This is a genomic window from Streptosporangium sp. NBC_01469 (assembly GCF_036227305.1).
Classification (GTDB): Bacteria; Actinomycetota; Actinomycetes; order Streptosporangiales; family Streptosporangiaceae; genus Streptosporangium.
On the sequence record NZ_CP109465.1, the window covers coordinates 4,680,049 to 4,699,234 of the forward strand.

Below are 19,186 nucleotides of genomic sequence, written 5' to 3' on the forward strand. Positions count from 1 at the left end.
AGCCCTCCTGAGAGCCTCCCTGAGGCCTCGCGGCAGTTCAGGGCATGTCCACGTCGGGAGCGCGTGCGACGGGCACTGTCCCGCCAGGGATATGCATGACGGGCGCCGTCCTGCCGGGAACACGTACGACGAGCATCGTCCGGGCGGGAACGCGTACAGCGAACATCGTCTCGCAGGGAGAGGCGCGCAACGGGCGCTTTTCCGCCGGGGACCGCGTACGACGAAGGGCCCGGACACCGTGCGGTGTCCGGGCCCTTCGTCGTGGCGTCAGCCGTGACGGGTCAGCGGGTCAGTGACTTGTCGTCTCCGCCCTGGCCGACCGCCGCGTGCTCCTCGTGACTCCCGTGACCCTCGCCGATGGCGCCGTGCTCCTCGGCGTGGCCGTGGCCGTGGCCGTCGTCGAGCGGGATCTTCTCGCCGCCGTACGCCGCGCTCATCTTGGCGCGGAGCCGGCCGAGCGGGCCGCGCATCCCCTTGGACGGGATGTCGTCGCGGTCCTTCGGGCCCGCGCCGCCTCCGGAGACGATCGGGATCGCCTCCTTGCCCCGCATGTGGGCCTCGATGGCCTCGTGCGGCGGGACGTGGACCTCGATGTACTCGCCGTGGGGCAGCCGCTTGATCACACCGGACTCCACGCCGTGGCTGATGATCGCCGCGTCGCCGCGCTGCAGGCCCAGGCAGACCCGGTAGGTGACGATGTACGCCACCACGGGACCGGCGATGATCAGGAACCGGCCGGCGTAGGTCGTCCAGTTCAGTGAGATGTGGAAGAACGCGGAGATCTCGTCGTTGGCGCCCAGCAGCCACAGGATGCCGTAGAACGTGACCGCCGACATGCCGATCGAGGTGCGGTGCGGGTTGTTGCGGGGACGCTCCGCGATGTGGTGCTCGCGGCGGTCCCCGGTGACCCACTGCTCGATGAACGGGTACAGCGCCAGGCCCGTCATGACGACGCCCATCGGCACCAGGGCCGGGATCAGTACGCTCATCGCGAGCGTGCCCCCCGCGCCGCCGAAGAGGTTGAGCTCCCAGGCGGGCATCAGGCGCAGCGCGCCTTCGAGGAAGCCCATGTAGAAGTCGGGCTGCGAGCCCGCCGAGATGTCGGCGGGGGTGTAGGGGCCGAACAGCCAGATCGGGTTGATCTGGGCGAAGGTGCCCAGCAGCGCGACGACCCCGAAGGTGAACATGAAGTAGGCGCCGGCCTTGATCATGAAGGCAGGATAGAACGGCGCGCCCACCACGTTCTCGTTGGTGCGGCCCTTGCCCGGCATCTGCGTGTGCTTCTGCACCCACATCAGGATCATGTGCGCCGAGATGAGCGCGAGCAGGATGCCAGGGATGAGCAGGATGTGCAGCGAGTAGAAGCGCGCGATGACGTCCTCGCCCGGATACTCGCCGCCGAAGAGGAAGAACGTGATCCAGGTGCCGACGAGCGGCAGGGAGATCGCCACGCCCTCGGTGATCCGCAGACCGGCGCCGGAGAGCAGGTCGTCGGGGAGGGAGTAACCGGTCAGGCCCTCGGCGAGCGCCAGCGTGAGCAGCAGCACGCCGATCAGCCAGTTCAGCTCGCGCGGCTTGCGGTACGCGCCGGTGAAGAACACCCGGAGCGCGTGCACCATCATGCCGCCGATGAACAGCAGGGCGGCCCAGTGGTGCATCTGCCGCATCAGCAGGCCGCCGCGCACGTCGAAGCTGATGCTCAGCGACGAGGCGTACGCCTCGGACATGACCACGCCCTGCAGCGGGCCGTACGAGCCGGCGTACTCGACGTGGTTCATGCCGGGCTTGAAGAAGAACGTCAGGAACGTGCCGGTCAGCAGCAGGATGATGAACGAGTAGAGGGCGATCTCACCCAGCAGGAACGACCAGTGGTCGGGGAAGATCTTCCGGAGGTTGCGCCGAAGGAAGTTTCCCGCGCCGATGCGGTCGTCGACGAAGGTGCTCGCGCCCTCGATGGGCTTGGGAACGGTCTCGATGCTCATTACTGTTGGGCTCCGTTCTCACGGACCTCGGCCTCGGCGTCGCCGCGCTCCCAGAAGCTGGGACCGACGGGGACCGGGAAATCCGCCGTTGCGATGAGGTATCCCTCACTGTCGACGGCGATCGGCAGCTGAGGCAGGGGCCGGGCGGCCGGGCCGAAGATGACCTTGGCGCCGTCGGCGGCGTCGAAGGTCGACTGGTGACACGGGCACAGGATGTGGTGGGTGGTCTGCTCGTACAGGGCCGCGGGGCAGCCGACGTGCGTGCAGATCTTGGAGTACGCCACGATCCCGTCGTGGGTCCAGTTCAGGTTGGTCCCGGACTTGAGCTCCTCGGGCCGGAACTTGATCAGGATCAGTGTGGCCTTGGCCAGCGCGTTCAGGTCGTGCTCGTAGCCCTCGGGCACCACGGAGAGGATGCCGCCGGGGGAGTTGAAGTCGGCGGCCCTGATGGGCGAGCCGCTTCCCTCGACGATGAGCTTGCGCGGCTTGCCGTCCTTGGTCTTCTCTCCCCAGACGGTGTGCCGGAGCTTGGCCGGGAAGTTGGTGTGGCTCGGGCCGAGGTCGCGCAGCAGGACCAGCGGGGCCAGGCCGAGCGGGGCGGCGGCGGCGAGCAGGGTGCGGCGCAGCAGCGGGCGCTTGGCGATGCCGCTCTCGTTCGCCCCCTGCAGGAAGGTCTCGGCCACGTAGGACCTGGTCTGGGTGTCGGAGGCCATCGGGTGGCGCTCCTGGACCAGGTTGTACTTGGGCATGACCAGGCGGACCCAGGTCGTCAGGCCCGCGGCCAGCCCGAGCAGGGCCAGCGTGAGCGTGCCGCCCAGCGCGAGGTTGGAGACCTGCGTCTTCTCGATGTCGCCGACCTGGAAGACCACGTACGACACCACGAAGCCGATGCCGCCCAGGAAGGCGACCAGGAAGCAGAGGGCGGCGTACCGCTCGCCCTTCCTCGCGGTCGCCTCGTCCTGCGGGGTCACACCGGGAACCTGGACGACGTCCGCCATCCTCGGCTCCTCGTGGCCGAGAATGGAGGTGCTCGTCGCCGGGGAGGGGGTGCCGATCACGCGCTTCGGCGCGCGCTCCTCCGGCTGTTCGATGTCGTGATTGTTGTCAGTCATTTGGCCTGTCGCCTCTTCGCGGTGATCCAGATGGCGGCCAGGGAGAGGAGGCTGAGCCCGACGACCCAGGCCACCAGACCCTCCGTGACCGGGCCGATGCGGCCGAGACCGGCGCCGCCCGGGTTGGGCTCCTCACGCACGCCCACGATGTAGGCGATCATGTCCCGCTTCTGCTCGGGGGTGATGATGCTGTCGTTGAACACCGGCATCGCCTGCGGGCCGGTGATCATCGCCTCGTAGATCTGCCTCTCGGTGGCGTCGTGGAGCGGCGGTGCGTACTTGCCCTGGGTCAGGGCGCCGCCGGAGCCGACGAAGTTGTGGCACTGGATGCAGTTCGCGCGAAACAGCTCCCCGCCCTTGGACTTGTCGCCCTTGGCGGCGTCGACCTGCTCGTCGGTCGGGATGGCCGGGCCGCCGCCGAGTGACTGCACGTAGGCGGCGAGCTGCCGGACGGTGTCCTCGTTGACCCAGGGCGCCGGGGGCTTGCGCGGTGCCTGCGCTCCGGGATTGGCCAGGGGCATGCGGCCGCTGCTGACCTGGAAGTCCACGGAGGCGGCGCCGACGCCGACCAGGGTCGGACCCTGGGCGGTGCCCTCGGCGTTGAGCCCGTGGCAGCTGGAGCAGCTCTGCTCGAAGAGCTTCTTGCCCTCCGCCACGTCGTCGGCCCTGCCGGACGCGATCGCGGCGTCGGCCTGACGGCTGGGGGAGATCGAGAGCGCGACGGTGTAGACCCCGCCGATCAGGCCCAGGGCCAGGAGCAGGACGGCGTATCTCGCGAGGGGATGCCGCCGCCCAGCGGTGATCCTATTCACAGAGATCCCCGATTCCTTAGTGAATGCCATAGATGGTTACGAAAAGGCCGATCCAGACCACGTCGACGAAGTGCCAGTAGTAGGACACGACGATCGCGCTGGTCGCCTGCTCACGGGTGAAGCGCTTCGCGGCGTACGTGCGTCCCAGCATGAAGAGGAACGCGATCAGTCCACCCGTCACGTGCAGGCCGTGAAAACCCGTGGTCAGGTAGAACACGGAGTCGTACGCGGAGTGCGACAGCGTGTGCCCCTCGTGGGCCAGCTCGCTGTACTCGTACAGCTGGCCGCCCACGAACACGGCGCCCATCAGGAAGCTGACGACGTACCAGAAGCGCAGCTTGGCGACCTGGCCCTTCTCGGCGGCCCACACGCCCAGCTGGCAGGTCACACTCGACAGGACCAGGATGATCGTGTTGGCCAGGGCGAACGGGATGTTCAGGTGGGCCTCGGGCCAGGGCAGTCCCTGGCCGATGCTCACCGACCGGATGGTGAAGTACATCGCGAACAGCGCCGCGAAGAACATGAGCTCGGAGGACAGCCAGACGATCGTCCCGACGCTGACCAGATCGGGTCTGCGGGACGAGTGTGCTGTCGTCGTCGTTGAAATTGCGGATGCTGTCGCCACGGGCAGCATTATTGCGGCTCTCCTGCTCGGGTCGCCGCACGACCCCCCGATAGGGGGTGCATACGTCCCCCCAAAGTGGACGTATAGGGCAATTTACTCGCCCCTGGCTCCGGCCTGGGTCTCCGGACCGGCTGACCGGTAGCATCCCAGGTGACCATACATCGACGAGGGATAGTGAGCGCGACCGTGAGCACCGACGACAAGATGAGGGTCCTCGTCTACAGCGACGACGCGAGCACCCGCGAGAAGGTGCGGCAGGCGATCGGCCGCCGCCCCGCCGGCGACGTGCCCCTCGTGGAGATCGTGGAGTGCGCCACCCATGCCAAGGTCATCCAGCACTTCGACTCCGGAGAGATCGACGTCGCCGTGCTCGACGCCGAGGCCCAGCCGGCGGGTGGCATGGGTGTGGCCCGCCAGGCCAAGGACGAGGTCCACGACTGCCCGCCGATCTGCCTGTTGATCGCCCGCCGCGACGACCGCTGGCTGGCCGAGTGGTCGCGCGCCGAGGCCGTCGTGCCGCAGCCGATCGACCCGGTCGTCCTCGCCGAGACCGTCGCCGACCTGATGCGCCGCCGCCTGTCCACCCGTCTGTCCGCCCGGTAGACCCCCCGGAACCCCCCTGGAGACCTCCATGGACGCGCGCACCACCTGGCCCGCGCTGTTGTCCGCCCTGATCGCGGGCGAGCACCTGACGGCCGACGAGACCGCCTGGGCGATGAACCAGATCATGTCCGGCTCCGCCACGTCCGCCCAGATCGCGGGCTTCGCGGTGGCGATGCGGGCGAAGGGTGAGACGGTCGCGGAGGTGACCGGCCTGGCGCGCACGATGCTGGAGCGGGCCACCTCGCTGTCGGTCGAGGGTCCCGTCGTCGACGTGGTCGGCACCGGCGGCGACCGGGCCCACACCGTCAACGTCTCCACCATGGCCGCGATCGTGGCCGCCGCGGCGGGGGCCAGGGTCGTCAAGCACGGCAACCGGGCCGCCTCCTCCTCCTGCGGCGCCGCCGACGTCCTGGAGCACCTCGGGATCGTGCTCGACCTGGTACCGGCCGACACCGCCAGGGTCGCGGTGGAGGCCGGGATCGCCTTCTGCTTCGCGCCGGTCTACCACCCGGCGCTGCGCTTCGTGGGCCCCACGCGCAAGGAGCTCGGCATCCCCACGATCTTCAACTTCCTGGGCCCGCTGACCAACCCGGCCAGGCCCGCCGCCCAGGCGATCGGCATCTTCGACGCGGGCATGCTCCCCGTCGTCGCGGGCGTCTTCGCCGAGCGCGGGGTCTCCGCCCTGGTCTTCAGGGGCGACGACGGGCTGGACGAGCTCACCATCGCCACGACCTCCACGGTCTGGGTGGTGCGCCGGGGCGTCCTGGAGCAGGTCGTCTTCGACCCGGCCGCCCTCGGCATCCCCAGGGCGGCGCCCGACGCGCTGCGCGGAGGGGACGTGGTGTTCAACGCCCAGGCCGTCCGCGACCTGGTCGGCGGCAAGACGGGGCCGGTCCGTGACGCGGTGCTGCTGAACGCCGCCGCCGCGCTGGTCGCCCTCGACGGCGCGGGCGAGGCCGCGGACGACGGTGCCGGTGACGACCTGAACGCCGCGATGGCCGTGGGCTACGAGCGCGCGACGCGGGCCGTCGACTCCGGCGCCGCCGCCGAGACCCTCGACCGCTGGATCGAGATCAGCCGGGCGCTGAAGCCGTCCTGACCCCGCCCTGTGACCTTGCCGGGGAAATCCCGGCCCGCGTTCCCGGAGACCGTCCTGACACGTCCCGGCGGTCTTGGGGAGCGCGGCCGGGGTCCGGGCGGGGAAGCCGTCCCGACGCGTGGCCTCCGGGGCCACGGCCCCGGAGGTCCTCCCCTCCGGGGCGGATGGAAGATCCGCCCAAGAGAGGATGTATCGCTTGGGAGAGCCGTTCTAGATTGCGGCCATGTGGCGTGCTGACCCCCTGACCGAGCAGATGTTCCCCATCCTGCTGTCGTACGCGGCGCTCGTACTGTGCGCGGCCGTGGCGAGCCTGGTGTGGGAGCGCAGACTTCTGCTGCTGAGGCTCAGGTCCTGGGAGGCCAGGTTCGCCGACCAGGGGAAGGCGCTGGCCGGTGCCCAGCTCGCCGAGAGGCGGGCGCGCATCGCCCGCGAGCTGCACGACGTCGTCGCCCACGGGGTCAGCATGATGACGCTCAAGGTGGGCGCCGGACGAATGATCATGGACAAGGATCCCGAACGGGCCAGGCAGACCCTGCGGGTGGCCGAGGAGTCGGGGCGCCAGGCGCTCGTCGAGCTCCAGCGCACCCTGTCGCTGCTCGACCTCGACGGCCCCTCGACCGGCAGGACGCCCCAGCCCAGGCTGTCCGACCTCCGCGACCTGCTCGCCGGGGTCAGGGAGCAGGGTCTGCGGGTGGACGTGATGGAGGACGGCAGGCCCGCCGAGGTCGGGCTCGCCCTCGAACTGGTGGCCTACCGGATCGTCCAGGAGGCGCTCGGCAACACCCTGCGGCACGCCGGTGCCCGCTCGGCCCGCGTCACGCTGCGCTGGCGGCCGGGCTTCCTCGACGTCCTCGTACGGGACGACGGCAGGACCGCCCCCTCGGCGGCCGCGGGGCACGGCCTGCTCGGCATGCGCGAGCGGGCCCTCCTGTTCGGCGGGACACTGGCGGCCGGGACCCTGCCCGGAGGGGGGTTCGAGGTGCGGGCGCGGCTGCCCACCGCGGGCGAGGTGGGAGGCCGCACGGGCGAGGGAGACACGCCCGTCGGGCCGCACCGGGGTCCCGCAGGCGCGGGTGAGGGGGGCGATGCCGGACCCGCCTCGCGCGCCGGTTCCACCCGTACCGGAGAAGCCGGTTTCACCCGTACCGGAGAAGAAGGGACCTCGGCGCCGCCGGACCCGCCGGGCCCGGGGTCAGTCGGACTCGCCGAGGCCGATCGAGAAGGCGGCGTCCAGGTCGTGCCGTGAGTAGGCCCGGAAGGCGACGTGGGTCTCGGTGTGCAGCACCCCGTCGACCTTGTTGATCCGGCCGGGGACGACCTCGGCGATCTCCTCGTAGGAGGTGACGCGGACCATGGCCATCAGGTCGTACTCCCCGGTTATGGAGTAGACCTCGCTCACCCCGTCGATCTCGGCGACCGTCTGGGCGACCTCGGGGATCCGGCCCACCTCGGCGTTGATGTGAACGATCGCGGTGACCACGAGCTTCCTCCTCGTTGAGTGCGGCTTGCCGCCTCAGAAGCTATCAGCGCGGCCGTCAGCCCAGCGGGCGGCCCTCACGTGCCCGGCGCGGCTCGGCCGTCCGGTAGGCGCGGTCGATGCGGGCCTTGAGCCGCCCCGCGCCGGACACGGGCAGGCTCCAGGTGCCCTCCACCTGCACCAGCCGCACCCCCGGCGACTCCAGCCAGCGCAGGACGCACTCGGTCTCCTCGGCGCTCGCCGCGTGGACCGGCCCCGGCCCCGGCTGCACCGTCTCCGCGGTGGCGGTCAGCGCCTCGACGAACGGGGTGGGGTGGGCGCCCTTGGGCATCACCCCGGCCGAGGCGAGCCGCCCGTACCGGATGACGTGGATCTCCCAGGCACCGCCCGGCTGGGGGGCGGCGGCGACCATCTGGGAGATCGCGGTCAGTGACCGCAGCCGCTGCATGCGGGCCGAGGTGCGGACGTAGGAGGCGAGCCGGTCGCGGTCGGCGGCGGCCTCCTCGTAGCGCTGGTCCAGGGCCAGGCGCTCCATCCTGGCCTCGATCGCGGAGAAGACCGGGGCCGCGTCCAGCTCCATCGCCCGGCGGGCCGCCACGACGTGCACGGCGTACTCGCCGGGGCTCTGGCGGCCCTCGCAGGGCGCCCCGCACTTCCCGATCTCGGCGAGGGCGCAGGCGGACCGCCTGGTGCGCGGGGTGATCCGCTCGGTGCACTGCCGCAGCGGGACCGTCTCGTGCAGGGCCGTGCGGGCGTCCTCGGCGGCGCGGGTGCTGTTGAACGGGCCCAGGTAGGAGGCCTCGTCGTCCTTGACCTCGCGGACGACCGACAGGCGGGGGAACAGCTCGTCGGTCAGCTTGAGCCAGAACATCTTCTCGGGGAAGCGCGACCTGCGGTTGTAGCGGGGCTTGGCCGAGCCGATCAGCCGCAGCTCCCTGACCTCGGCCTCCAGCGAGGTCGCGCAGGCGATGGACCTGACCCGCGCGGCGATGCCGATCATCTCGCGGACGCGGGGCCTGGTCTCGCTCGCGGTGAAGTAACCGCGCACGCGGTTGCGCAGGTTGGTGCTCTTGCCGACGTAGAGAGGGTCGCCGCCCTCGTCCTCGAACACGTAGACGCCGGGACCCGCCGGCACCGAGTCGGCCAGGTGCCGCTTGCGGCGCTGCTCGGGGGTGGGCGCGCGGACGAAGCCCTTGAGCTCCTCCAGCGTCCGCACCCCGAAGGAACCCGCCCGCTCCAGCAGGGCGTGCAGCACGTCGACGGTGGCCCGCGCGTCGGCGAGCGCCCGGTGGCAGGGCTCGGTGCCACTGAAGATCCTGGCCAGCGTGGACAGCTTGCAGTTGGGTGCCTCGTCGCGGGTCAGCAGCTTGCGGGCCAGGTCGACGGTGTCGACCACCTGGTGGGCCGGCGGGGGATAGCCGTGCGCGGCGCAGGCCGCCCTGACGAACCCCAGGTCGAACCCAGCGTTGTGCGCCACGAGGGTGGAGCCCGCGGCGAACTCCAGGAAGGACGGCAGCACCGACTCGATCCTCGGCGCCGCCACCACCATGCTGTCGGTGATGCCGGTCAGCACCGAGATGAACGGCGGGATCGGCGAGCCGGGGTCGACCAGGGTGGCGAACTCGCCGAGCACCTCGCCGCCCCTGACCTTGACCGCCCCGATCTCGGTGATCGCGTGCTCGCCCGCCGAGACGCCGGTGGTCTCCAGGTCGAACACGACGAAGGTGATCTGGCTGAGCGGGGTGCCCAGCTCGTCGAGTGTTCCCTGCACGGCGTAGTCCACGATTCACGACCTTAGAAGCCTCGACCGACATTTACCGCACCGCCCCCTTCCCTGGCCGGTGCGCGCCGGGCGCCGGGAGAACCCGCGGTATCCACGCGTCCGGGAGGGGGCTCCCTGGCGCCCTCAGCCCCAGTGACTCCCGTCCAGCATCCGCTCGAGGGTGGCCCGGTGCATCACCAGGTCGTCGGGGTCGCCGGGCATGGCCTGCTCGCCGAAGTGGATCCGGCGGTGCTCGACGCGGGCCATGATGATGCCGTGCCTGAGGGCGGCGTACGTCTCGTAGAACTCCATGTCCCGAGGCTTGTATCCCGTTATTTCGTGGTACGTCTGGCAGACATCCTCGCGCCGCATGAAGTCCGGCATCCCCGGCAGTTCCATGATCTCGGTGATGTCCTGGAAGAAGGCGTGCAGGAAGATCATCCAGGAGATGTCCAGCTCACGGGGGGCGACCGCGGCCATCTCCCAGTCGAGCACCGCCACCGGGGTGAAGTCCCGGTACATCACGTTGCCGATGCGGGCGTCACCCCAGTTCAGCACGTCGGGTCCCGGGTCGGCGGGCCAGTGCTCCTCCAGCCAGCCGAAGGTCCGCTCCAGCAGTGGGATGGGCATGGAGCCGTGCGCCCACTCGTAGTAGGCCCGCTGGTCCTCGACGTGCCTGCGCAGCGCCGTCCCGCCCGTCCCGGGGATCTCCAGGGGGCGCAGCTCCCCGGCGGTGAACGGGGCGTCGTGCAGCGTGGTCAGGATCTCGACGCTGCTTCGCTGCAGCCGGTCGCGGTCGGCGGGGGAGGCGTCCAGCAGCCAGCTCCCGAAGGTGTAGGGCATCAGGTCCGGCGGCACGTCGCCGGTGAGCCGCTCCATCACGAAGAACGGGGCGCCCAGGGGCCCGGGGTCGGGCTCGTACCACAGGGTCCGGGGCGCGAGCACGCCCGCGCGCTCCCTCGCCATCCGCATGACCTCGAACTGCCTGCCGAGGTCGTAGCCAGGGAAGACCGGCACCGCCTCGCTCGCCGGGGCCATCCTGGCGACGCACCGGACGTCGTGCCCGCCCTCGGCGGAGGTCCAGGAGGCGTCGAAGAGCAGGGTCTCGCTGGACAGGCCGTTGCCCGAGGGACGGGACAGCGGGGAGACCGTGACGGGGGACCCCACCCTCGCGCCGAGCCAGGAGCGCATCCGCTCCCGTAACGCTCCGAGGTCGCGGGTCGATGTCCGCATGCCCTCGGCCTGCCGGCCGCGCTCGTTCTTCGGCTCGTCCATCGCGCTCTCCCGGGTGGCGTGCGTCACAAGTCGATCCGCACAGTCGTAACCCACCAGCAAGCGCTTGTCCACAGAGCGTTCACGGCCCCGTCGGCCGCCGGTCGACTTACGGTCAGGTCGGGGTCAGGGTGCGGTAGCCGTACCCTTGACGTGAAGACCGATCCGAGTAGGGGCCGTGATGAGTTCAGCCGGAGAGGGCCTGTCTCGTCCGTTACCCGAGCAGGTCCGCTTACATGTCGTGGAGCTGGCCTCCCAGATTCTCGGTTCGATGCCCGCCGCCTCGGTGCCGCTGCCGCTGAAGGGGATCGCCAGGTTCGAGCCCCGCAAGCGGGCCAAGCTGGGCAGTGCCCCGATCGCCGCGCAGCTGGAGACCGACAAGAAGTTCCGCGAGCTGGTCGCCGAGACGCTGACCGCGGGCTGGCCCGAGCTGGTCGCGAGCCTTGCCGAGGGCACGGTCCCACCGGCGGCCGAGCCCGTCATGGTGGCCGCCGCCGCCTACCTGACCCGGCCGCCGGGCTGGGCGGACATGGTGGAGGTGGCCCGCGCCGACCTTGAGCGGTCGGTCGCCGTGGCCGAGGGCTCCGCACAGGAGCAGACGGTCTCCCGGCTGCGCGAGCAGCTGGCCGCCCAGAAGACCGCGGCCAAGGAGGAGTCCGAGCGGCTGCGCGAGCAGCTCAAGACCTCGCGTTCGGAGGTCTCCGACCTGCGCCGCAGGCTGCACGACGCCCGCGAGCGGACCAGGGCGGCCGAGGCGCGCGCCGCCGCCGCCCAGGAGATGGCCGACGAGGTGAGGGCCGGCGCGCTCTCGGCGGGGAACACGGTGGAGAGCGAGCTGCGCCGCCTGCGCGAGCGGCTGGCCGACGCCGAGCGGCAGCTGGAGTCGACGCGCAGGGCCGCCCGCGAGGGCCGCAGCGTGGAGGACACCAAGGTCCGGATGCTGCTCGACGCCCTGCAGGACGCCGCCGCCGGGCTGCGCAGGGAGCTCGCCCTGCCCTCGGGCATCCACCGTCCCGCCGACTCGGTGGCCTCGGTGGCGCCCGGCAGGCAGGGGGTCCAGGCGGTTCCCGCGCGGGCGCTCGCCGACGACGACCCCGCCCTGCTCGACCAGCTGCTCGCGCTGCCGCAGATCCACCTGATCGTCGACGGCTACAACGTGACCAAGACCGGTTACGGCACGTTCACCCTGGCCGACCAGCGCAGCCGCCTCCTCACCGGTCTCGGCGCGCTCTACGCGCAGACCCGTACCGAGCTGACCTGTGTCTTCGACGGCGCCGAGCTGAACGGGCCGGTCCCGGTCTCGGCGCCCAGGGGGGTGCGCGTGCTGTTCAGCGCCCCGAACCAGATCGCCGACGACCTGATCCGCCAGTTGGTCCGCGCCGAGCCCACGGGGCGCGCGGTCGCGGTGGTCTCCTCGGATCGCGAGGTGGCCGAGTCGGTCCGCAGGATGGGCGCCAGGCCGGTGCCCTCGGTGCTTCTTCTCAGACGTCTGGGGCGCGCGTAAACCTTTCGTGGTCGTGAAGCATCGGATCACCCAGGAGGTTTGATTCGATGAAGAAGATCATAACGCTCGCCCTCGCCGTTCTGGCCGCAGGGGCGACCGTCACCGCCCCCGCGGCGGCCACGACGGTCGCCATCCCCAAGGGCTTCCTGCTGTACGAGAAGGACGCCGCCAGGAAGGACAACGACCCCGAGACCAACTGGAAGGTCGGCAACTCGGCGAAGGCCGGGCTGGCCGTCAACCCGTGCGACAGGAGCACGCTGGCCGCGACCGGCCGGGTGGCCGCGCGGACGGTGACTTTCACCGGCGTGCCGGACTTCATGAAGGTCGAGCAGGTGATCCTGTACGGCTCGCGGGCCTCGGCCGTCTCGGCCGTCGCCCAGGTGCGCGCCGCCCTGACCAGATGCAGGGCCAGGACCGACTCGGGTGCCGGCTACCGCTACGCCTCCTCGCGCCTGACCGGACTCGGCGACGAGGCGCTGAGGATCTCCGGCCAGGTCTACTACGGGGGAAAGGCCGGGGTGGGCGGTGACCGGAGCGTGCTGGTCAGGAGGGGCAACGCCGTCCTGGTCTATCTCTGGGCTGGGGAGTACGCCAAGCCCGAGAGGAGCGACTGGGCCGTCCAGCTGCGCGACGCCAGGAAGATGACCGCCAAGATCTGCGCCGTCGCCACCTGCGGGTAGCGCGACCGGGGTCCGGCCGGACCGCTTCCCGCGATCCGGGGGTCCGGCCAGACCGCTCCCCGCGGCCGGGGCGCCGCCGCTCGTGAGGAGGGCGCCGCCGACCGCGGGTAAAGCGTTTCACCTGCTTTTCACCTGCGAGTAAGGAGCAAACCCGGCGAAAAGGTGAGCCAATCATTACTTCTTCTGTACTATTCGCCGCAGGTCTGGTGCAGTCTGGGAGGCGTTGACGTGGCCGTGGCGGGTTTGCCGGTTGGACTGATTCGGATACCGGTGGCGGCCGGGCTCGCGCTCGCGTTGCTGATGCTGCCGGTGAGCGGAGCGTTCGCCGAGCCGAAGCCGACGCTCGCCCAGGCCAAGAAGAAGCTGGAGAAGCTCAACGAGCAGGCCGACCAGATCGTCGAGAAGTACAACCAGGCCTCGGAGAAGTGGAAGCGGGCCAGGAAGAAGTACCAAACGCTGAACGGCGACCTGACCCGCCAGAACGAGCAGGTCGCCGGGTTGCGCAAGGAGCTCGTCACGATGGCCGTCAGCACGTACCAGGTCGGGGTGATCAACGGCTGGGAAGGCATGATCTACCAGGCCGACCCCGGTGCCCTGCTGAGCGGCCTGGCCGCCGCCGACCAGATGTCCACCTCCCGCGCCCAGTCCCTGAGCGCCTTCGACGAGGCCACCAAGGCGCTGCGGACCAGCAGGGACGAGGCGAAGAAGGCCCTCGCCGAGGCCGACGGGACGCGTGACGAGCTGGTCAAGGAGAAGGCCAAGGCCGACAAGATGGTCAAGGCCCAGACGAAGATCCTGCGTGAGCTCAACGTCTTCAAGACGGGCAACCCCGAGAGCGCCGGGATCCAGTACAACGGCTCCGCCTCGGGCAACGCCCGCGCCGCCCTGCAGTTCGCCTTCGCCCAGGTCGGCAAGCCCTACCGGTACGGCGGCACGGGTCCCAGCGGCTGGGACTGCTCAGGACTGCTCCAGGCCGCCTGGCGGCAAGGGGGAGTCAGTCTTCCCCGTACGACCTGGGAGATGTGGAGCTGGGGCGCGAGCCGCAAGGTCTCGCTGAACGAGCTCCAGCCGGGCGACCTCATCTTCAGCGAGGGCCTCGGCCACGTCACCATGTACGCGGGCAACGGCCAGATCGTGCACGCCCCGCAGACCGGCGACGTCGTCAAGGTCGTCCCGCTGTCCGCCTACGGCCGCGGGATCGTCGGAGCCGTCCGCCCCTGACCGCGGCGGGCCGCGGGTTCTCGCCGGCCTTGTCGGCGGTTCCGGAAGACTCGACAGCGGTGGAAGGCTCGGCGGTGCCGGAAGGCTCCACGCCGATGGAAGATTCGGCGGTGCCGGGAGACGAACCCGACGTGGCGCGGAGAAGATCGCACACCTCCTCGTCGGTCGTCTGGGTGAAGTCCCGGTACGACTGCCCGACCGCGAAAAAATGCGACGGCGTGGTGGCGCAGACGACCTCGTCCACCACGGCGGCGAGGTCCTGGCAGGCGGACTCCGGCGCGGCCGGTACGGCGACGACGGTCCTGGCGGGCCGGAGACGGCGCAGGGCCTGGAGGGCGGCGCGCATGCTCGCCCCCGTCGCGAGGCCGTCGTCCACCACGATGACGGTCCTGCCCGCGAGGTCCGGGGGCGGGCGCCCCTCACGGTAGGCCCGCTCGCGCCGGAGCAGCTCCCGCCGCTCGCGCCGGGCGACCCGCCGGACGGTCTCCGGCGCGATGCCGAGGCCCCCGACGACGCCCTCGTTGAGGACGGTCACCCCGCCGCTGGAGATCGCCCCCATCGCGAGCTCCTCCCTTCCGGGAGTGCCGAGCTTGCGGACGAGGAAGACGTCGAGCGGGGCGCCCAGGGCCGTCGCGATCTCGTACGCCACGGGTACACCGCCCCGGGGCAGGCCCAGGACGACGATGTCGGGCCGTCCCCGGTACGTGTCGAGGAGACCCGCGAGCACCCGGCCCGCGTCGTGTCTGTCCTGGAACAAGCGGTTCGACATGATTACCGCCTCCCTGAAGTACGCGCCTGCCTTACCCCGCCAAAAATTACCCAAACAGGTATATAACCCCTGTGTTCGACGCCGCGGGGGTGGACCTGCAACGGAATCGTTTCGTACGTTAAGCCGGTCAGGTCAGAGGGGGCGCTGAACGGGGTCGGCAGGGAGTCGTCAACGTACGTTCCGGTTCCGGCGCAGACCGTTTTCGATCTTGATTGTGCGGAGGATCGCCCTGGTGGAGTGATGTTCGGTGATGGTGATCTACGTGTCCGGAAGTCCCCGGTAACGGACAAGGTCATACGCGGCCCAAGGCGTCACCGTGGCCGAGATCGCCCGTGCCCTGGGGGGTCGGCCGCGGCACCATCTACCGGGCTTACCGGGCGCTGCAGCAGGCCTCCTTCTGATCCGGGTGCGAATCCGACGGTAGATAGGCCACAGGCAAGGGCCGGACAGTTGAGTGGCCGCCTCCGACAATCTGATTACCGACGACGTCTCGGATCCGGGCCGTCAGCGGTCGCGCATCGGAGTGGTCGAGTTGTTGGTCTCGGTGATGATGGCCGAGGCGAGCCGTCCTGTGCGAGTGGCGATCTCTCGTGGGGAGGATGGCCTGCCGTTCTCCAGCCACCACGTGATGGCCTGGACGAACATTCCCCCCAGGACGATCGGCACAAGCCCGTCGGACGATGGAGGCGGCCGAAGGTGCTCGGTGACCATGTCGGCCAGTGACTGCCGCATCTTCGCGGCGAACCAGGGGCTGCCGTTCTTGCCCAGTAGCGCGCCGTAGAGGCGATGGTATTCGGCGATGTGCGCGAAGAAGACCACCCATCGTTCCAGCGGTGGCTTCTGAACATCATCGGCCATCGTGCCCAGCAGAGCGTCCATCGCTTCCTCGAAGACCTGCTCCACGAGGTGGTACTTGTCGCGGTAGTTGCGGTAGAAGGCGGCCCGGCTGACCATCGCCCGCTCGGTGATCTCGCCCACGGTGAGCCGGTCGAATCCGCGCTCCTCGATGAGCTCGACCAGGGCCTCGCGGAGCAGCTTGCGGGTGCGGCGCACCCGGACGTTGTCCGGTGAGCGAGACAATTCATGGCTCCTTGTCCAGGTCGGTACATAGCTGCGGAAGTGAGACTGGTCGCCCGCCTGAAGTGGCGGCACTATTGCTTGCGGACATCATGCCTGATCTGAGACATATTGTCTCGTTTGGAGGACAACCATGAAGGCCTTGGTGGCAAGGAAGTACGGCACACCCGACACCTTCGGCATCGAGGAGCTGCCCATCCCGGATCCGGGTCCCGGCCAGCTTCAGGTGCGGATCGGCGCGGCCTCGCTCAATCCCGCAGACCTGCTGATGAGCGAGGGCACGGTCCGCGACCTGGTGCCGCTGGACTTCCCCTGTGTGCTGGGCACTGACTTCGCCGGGACGGTGACCAAGCTGGGCCCGGAGGTGGCCGGGTTCGCGGTGGGCGAGGAGGTCTTCGGGTTCGGGGCGCCGCCGTCGTTCGCCGCCGGGGTCGGCATTCCTGCGGTCACCTCGGGCGCGATGGCCGAGTACGCGCTCTTTCACGCCGGCGCATACATTGCCCGGCGCCCCCAGGGATTGAGTGTCGAACATGCGGCGGCGCTGCCGAGCACTGGCATGACGGGCCTGGCGGTGATGGCGGCCGGAGGGTTCCAGCCGGGCGAAACGGTCCTGGTGATCGGTGCGGGTGGCGGTATCGGCAGCGTGGTCGTGCCGCTGCTGGCCGGGGAGAAGCTCGAGGTCATCGCCACCACGGCACCCGCGGACGAGGGCTACGTCCGAGGACTCGGAGCGGCCGGCGTGATCGACTATCTCGCGACCGACGTGGTCGAAGAGACCCTGCGCCGCCACCCCGAGGGGGTCGACGCGGTCGTCAATCTGGCACTCGAAGGCGAGGCAGTGGTGCGGGCTGCCAAGGCGATCCGCCCGGCAGGGCGCCTGCTCAGCACCACGCCCGGCACCCCGGAGCCGTCCGCGTTCGCCCGCGAGGACCTCACGGTAACCGTGGTGATGGGCACGACCGCAGCCCGGCCCGACACCTTCTCCACGATCGCGGCCCTCGCGGTCGCAGGCACACTGCCCGACCCGATCAGCAGACGCTACCGGCTCGAGGACGCCGTGCAGGCCTACCGCGACCTCGCCACCGCACACACCCGCGGCAAGCTCGTCGTCTCCATGGACCTTCGATGAATCCTTCGATGAATGGATCTTCGATGATGCGCACTGTCGAATACGACCGGTACGGCAGCGCGGAGGAGCTGGCCGTACGCACCGTTCCCGCGCCTGAGCCCCGGGCCGGAGAGGTGCTCATCCGCGTGCACGGCTCCAGCATCAACCCGATCGACGTGAAGATCCGCTCCGGCGGCATGAAGATCATGTCCGGGCGGCGTTTCCCCAAACGGACCGGGCTGGACTTCGCCGGCGAAGTGACCGCGCTCGGCGCAGGAGTGAGTGACCTGGCCGTCGGGCAGCGGGTGTGGGGATTCCTCGGCGACGTGGCGGGCCGCGCGGGAGCCGCGGCCGAATACCTCACTGCCAAGCCGTCCGCCGTCAGCGCGGCGCCGACCACAGTTGGCCTGGTGAGGGCAGCCGCCCTGCCCAGCGTCGGCGTGACCGCGTTGCGTGCGCTACGCGATGTGGTACGGCTCAAGCCAGGTGAAGACCTGTTGGTGGTCGGCGCCAGCGGCGGGGTGGGCAGCGCCGCGATCCAACTGGGCCAGGCCATGGGCGCCAAGGTCACCGCCGTGGCCAGCCCGGCCAACCACGCCTTCTGCCGCGACCTCGGCGCCGGCCATACCCTCGACTACGCCGCCCCAGACCGTCTGAGTGGCGACTTCGACGTGATCCTCGACTGCCATGGCACCTCGCTCGACGCCTACCGGCGCCTGCTTCGCCCGCGCGGCAGGATGATGACCACCTCCGCCGATGCGATGGCCTTCGCGTTGCGCTCGGCCGTCCTGCCAGGGCCACGCGTGCGCCTGATGATGGCCCGCTCCCGCCGAACGGACCTGGCGGCACTCGCCGACTACGTCGACCAGGGCAGGCTGCGCCCGATCGTGGAGGAGATCTACCAACTGCAGGACATCGGACACGCCCACCAAGCAGCTGAGACCGGCCACGCTCGAGGCAAGAAAGTGATCACTGTCCTGGTTGATCACGATGCCGATCAGCCCGGCCCCGTTCAGTGACAACCGGCACCGACCGAGCAGGGCGCCCAGTTCGGCTACCGAGATCTGCGTGACCATCCAGACAGTCACCCCCAACAACGGCCGGCAGGATCATGAGAATGAAGTGCCGAGTTACCGATTGGCATCGGCACTTCGCGGGTTGTGAGGTATGTAACGGTCGACGCACTGTGGTTGGTCTCTTTGCAGCGGTAAGCGATCAGGCCATTACATAGCGCTCACGAACTCGTGTTGATAACCCATAATCCGATCTTGTCCGTTACTGAGGACTTCCGGACACGTAGATCACCATCACCGAACATCACTCCACCAGGGCGATCCTCCGCACAATCAAGATCGAAAGCGGTCTGCGCCAGAACCGGAACGTACGTTGACGACTCCCTGCCGACCCCGTTCAGCGCCCCCTCTGACCTGACCGGACCGGCTTAACGTACGAAACGGTTCCGTTGCGGGTCCACCCCCGCCGCCGGATTAAAGATCGTCGAGGCGGGTCTCCGGGGGGTGATCCACGGCGCCCGCGCGTGCGCCGGGCGCCGAAGTCGTCCGGCCGATCGCCCGGGAACGGTCCATCCGCCGGGATCAAACCTGGATCATGGTAAGTGTGATGAATATTACAGAATTGTGATTTATCAGGGTGTGATGCGAAGGATGTGACGAGAGTCATATCTCAATAGCATAAATAGTCATTAAGCAGGGGTAACAGGAAGATCAAGAGGCTCGTTCGACCTCCTGATTTTGAGAATGCTTTGCCGAAAGTTGGAGATCGGGGTAACTTCTGGCGTCGCGACGTGCAAGCCACGCCGTCGCGGCGAATGTCGGTCTTCGGGCCGGTGTCCCTATAGAAATCCAACCGGCCGCCGTGCCCCCACCCGGGGGCAGGGCTCATCACGGCGGCCCGCCGAATCCATGCAGCCAGGAGGCATGGAACCGGGGACCCAAAAGGCCCAGCACAGCGTGGCCAGGGGTGAATCGGCATATTTGTGCCGTAGGGCATCTTCCAAGCCCGAATCCGTCAGCTAACCCGGTAGGCATCAGTGGAAGTCCCAAGGAGAAATCCTGTCTACCAC

At 69.6% G+C, this 19,186-nt stretch carries 17 protein-coding genes and 1 riboswitch; of the genes, 8 read left to right on the top strand and 9 right to left on the bottom strand.

Features of this window, described 5'->3' with window-relative positions; translation table 11 throughout:
- Nucleotides 1-281: 281 nt before the first annotated feature.
- From qcrB to ctaE, 4 genes are read right to left on the bottom strand one after another with little or no spacing between them, the layout of a single operon-like run.
- Nucleotides 282-1,982, bottom strand: coding sequence for a cytochrome bc1 complex cytochrome b subunit (gene qcrB, locus OG587_RS20885; protein WP_329092787.1), 1,701 nt, complete (start codon nt 1,980-1,982; stop codon nt 282-284).
- On the bottom strand, nt 1,982-3,094 hold the full coding sequence (gene qcrA / locus OG587_RS20890) for a cytochrome bc1 complex Rieske iron-sulfur subunit (protein WP_329092789.1): 1,113 nt from the start codon (nt 3,092-3,094) through the stop codon (nt 1,982-1,984). Before qcrA ends, qcrB begins: the two co-directional genes overlap by 1 nt.
- Nucleotides 3,091-3,906: a cytochrome bc1 complex diheme cytochrome c subunit gene (qcrC, locus tag OG587_RS20895; protein ID WP_329092790.1), complete on the bottom strand. Its 816-nt coding sequence runs from the start codon at nt 3,904-3,906 to the stop codon at nt 3,091-3,093. The genes qcrA and qcrC overlap by 4 nt, the downstream gene beginning before the upstream one ends.
- A gap of 16 nt (nt 3,907-3,922) precedes the next feature.
- Nucleotides 3,923-4,540 carry an aa3-type cytochrome oxidase subunit III gene (gene ctaE, locus OG587_RS20900; protein WP_329092792.1) on the bottom strand — a complete coding sequence of 206 codons (618 nt, stop codon included), beginning with the start codon at nt 4,538-4,540 and terminating at the stop codon, nt 3,923-3,925.
- A gap of 195 nt (nt 4,541-4,735) precedes the next feature.
- Here ctaE and OG587_RS20905 point away from each other — a divergent pair, with 195 nt between their 5' ends.
- The 3 genes from OG587_RS20905 (at nt 4,736) to OG587_RS20915 (ending at nt 7,479) form a co-directional block, all read left to right on the top strand.
- The gene (locus tag OG587_RS20905; RefSeq protein WP_329093937.1) at nt 4,736-5,134 is read left to right on the top strand and encodes a hypothetical protein; all 399 of its coding nucleotides are present in this window, start codon (nt 4,736-4,738) and stop codon (nt 5,132-5,134) included.
- Nucleotides 5,135-5,162: 28 nt separating this feature from the next.
- The gene (gene trpD, locus OG587_RS20910; protein WP_329092794.1) at nt 5,163-6,233 is read left to right on the top strand and encodes an anthranilate phosphoribosyltransferase; all 1,071 of its coding nucleotides are present in this window, start codon (nt 5,163-5,165) and stop codon (nt 6,231-6,233) included.
- 223 nt (nt 6,234-6,456) lie between these two features.
- Nucleotides 6,457-7,479: a sensor histidine kinase gene (locus tag OG587_RS20915; RefSeq protein ID WP_329092795.1), complete on the top strand. Its 1,023-nt coding sequence runs from the start codon at nt 6,457-6,459 to the stop codon at nt 7,477-7,479.
- On the opposite strand, the gene OG587_RS20920 is transcribed toward OG587_RS20915, so the two are convergent.
- The 3 genes from OG587_RS20920 to OG587_RS20930 all read right to left on the bottom strand — a co-directional run bounded on the left by OG587_RS20920 (nt 7,426) and on the right by OG587_RS20930 (nt 10,774).
- Entirely contained in the window at nt 7,426-7,713 is a 288-nt protein-coding gene (locus OG587_RS20920) for an Lrp/AsnC family transcriptional regulator (RefSeq protein ID WP_329092796.1), read from the bottom strand. The two genes, OG587_RS20915 and OG587_RS20920, sit on opposite strands and share 54 nt — an antisense overlap.
- Nucleotides 7,714-7,768: 55 nt before the next feature.
- Nucleotides 7,769-9,493, bottom strand: a complete 1,725-nt coding sequence (locus tag OG587_RS20925) for a DEDD exonuclease domain-containing protein (RefSeq protein ID WP_329092798.1) — start codon at nt 9,491-9,493, stop codon at nt 7,769-7,771.
- Between the two features lie 123 nt (nt 9,494-9,616).
- Nucleotides 9,617-10,774, bottom strand: a complete 1,158-nt coding sequence (locus tag OG587_RS20930) for a phosphotransferase family protein (protein WP_329092800.1) — start codon at nt 10,772-10,774, stop codon at nt 9,617-9,619.
- A gap of 151 nt (nt 10,775-10,925) precedes the next feature.
- Here OG587_RS20930 and OG587_RS20935 point away from each other — a divergent pair, with 151 nt between their 5' ends.
- The 3 genes from OG587_RS20935 to OG587_RS20945 all read left to right on the top strand — a co-directional run bounded on the left by OG587_RS20935 (nt 10,926) and on the right by OG587_RS20945 (nt 14,149).
- Nucleotides 10,926-12,248, top strand: a complete 1,323-nt coding sequence (locus OG587_RS20935) for an NYN domain-containing protein (protein WP_329092802.1) — start codon at nt 10,926-10,928, stop codon at nt 12,246-12,248.
- A gap of 47 nt (nt 12,249-12,295) precedes the next feature.
- Nucleotides 12,296-12,928 carry a hypothetical protein gene (locus OG587_RS20940; protein WP_329092803.1) on the top strand — a complete coding sequence of 211 codons (633 nt, stop codon included), beginning with the start codon at nt 12,296-12,298 and terminating at the stop codon, nt 12,926-12,928.
- A gap of 270 nt (nt 12,929-13,198) precedes the next feature.
- Nucleotides 13,199-14,149 (top strand): C40 family peptidase, encoded by a 951-nt coding sequence (locus OG587_RS20945; protein WP_329092804.1) that lies wholly within the window; start codon nt 13,199-13,201, stop codon nt 14,147-14,149.
- Here the strand turns inward: OG587_RS20945 and OG587_RS20950 are convergent.
- Nucleotides 14,091-14,918, bottom strand: coding sequence for a phosphoribosyltransferase (locus OG587_RS20950; protein ID WP_329092806.1), 828 nt, complete (start codon nt 14,916-14,918; stop codon nt 14,091-14,093). The two genes, OG587_RS20945 and OG587_RS20950, sit on opposite strands and share 59 nt — an antisense overlap.
- 504 nt (nt 14,919-15,422) lie before the next feature.
- A complete protein-coding gene (locus tag OG587_RS20955) occupies nt 15,423-15,998 on the bottom strand; it encodes a TetR/AcrR family transcriptional regulator (RefSeq protein ID WP_329092808.1) in 576 nt (191 codons plus the stop codon).
- A gap of 130 nt (nt 15,999-16,128) precedes the next feature.
- Here OG587_RS20955 and OG587_RS20960 point away from each other — a divergent pair, with 130 nt between their 5' ends.
- Together OG587_RS20960 and OG587_RS20965 are read left to right on the top strand one after the other, a co-directional pair.
- Entirely contained in the window at nt 16,129-17,124 is a 996-nt protein-coding gene (locus OG587_RS20960; protein ID WP_329092810.1) for an NADP-dependent oxidoreductase, read from the top strand.
- A 23-nt stretch (nt 17,125-17,147) separates the two neighbouring features.
- Nucleotides 17,148-18,122, top strand: a complete 975-nt coding sequence (locus OG587_RS20965; protein WP_329092812.1) for an NAD(P)-dependent alcohol dehydrogenase — start codon at nt 17,148-17,150, stop codon at nt 18,120-18,122.
- Nucleotides 18,123-19,005: 883 nt separating this feature from the next.
- A riboswitch (cyclic di-AMP (ydaO/yuaA leader) is annotated at nt 19,006-19,165 on the top strand.
- The last annotated feature ends 21 nt before the right edge of the window (nt 19,166-19,186 follow it).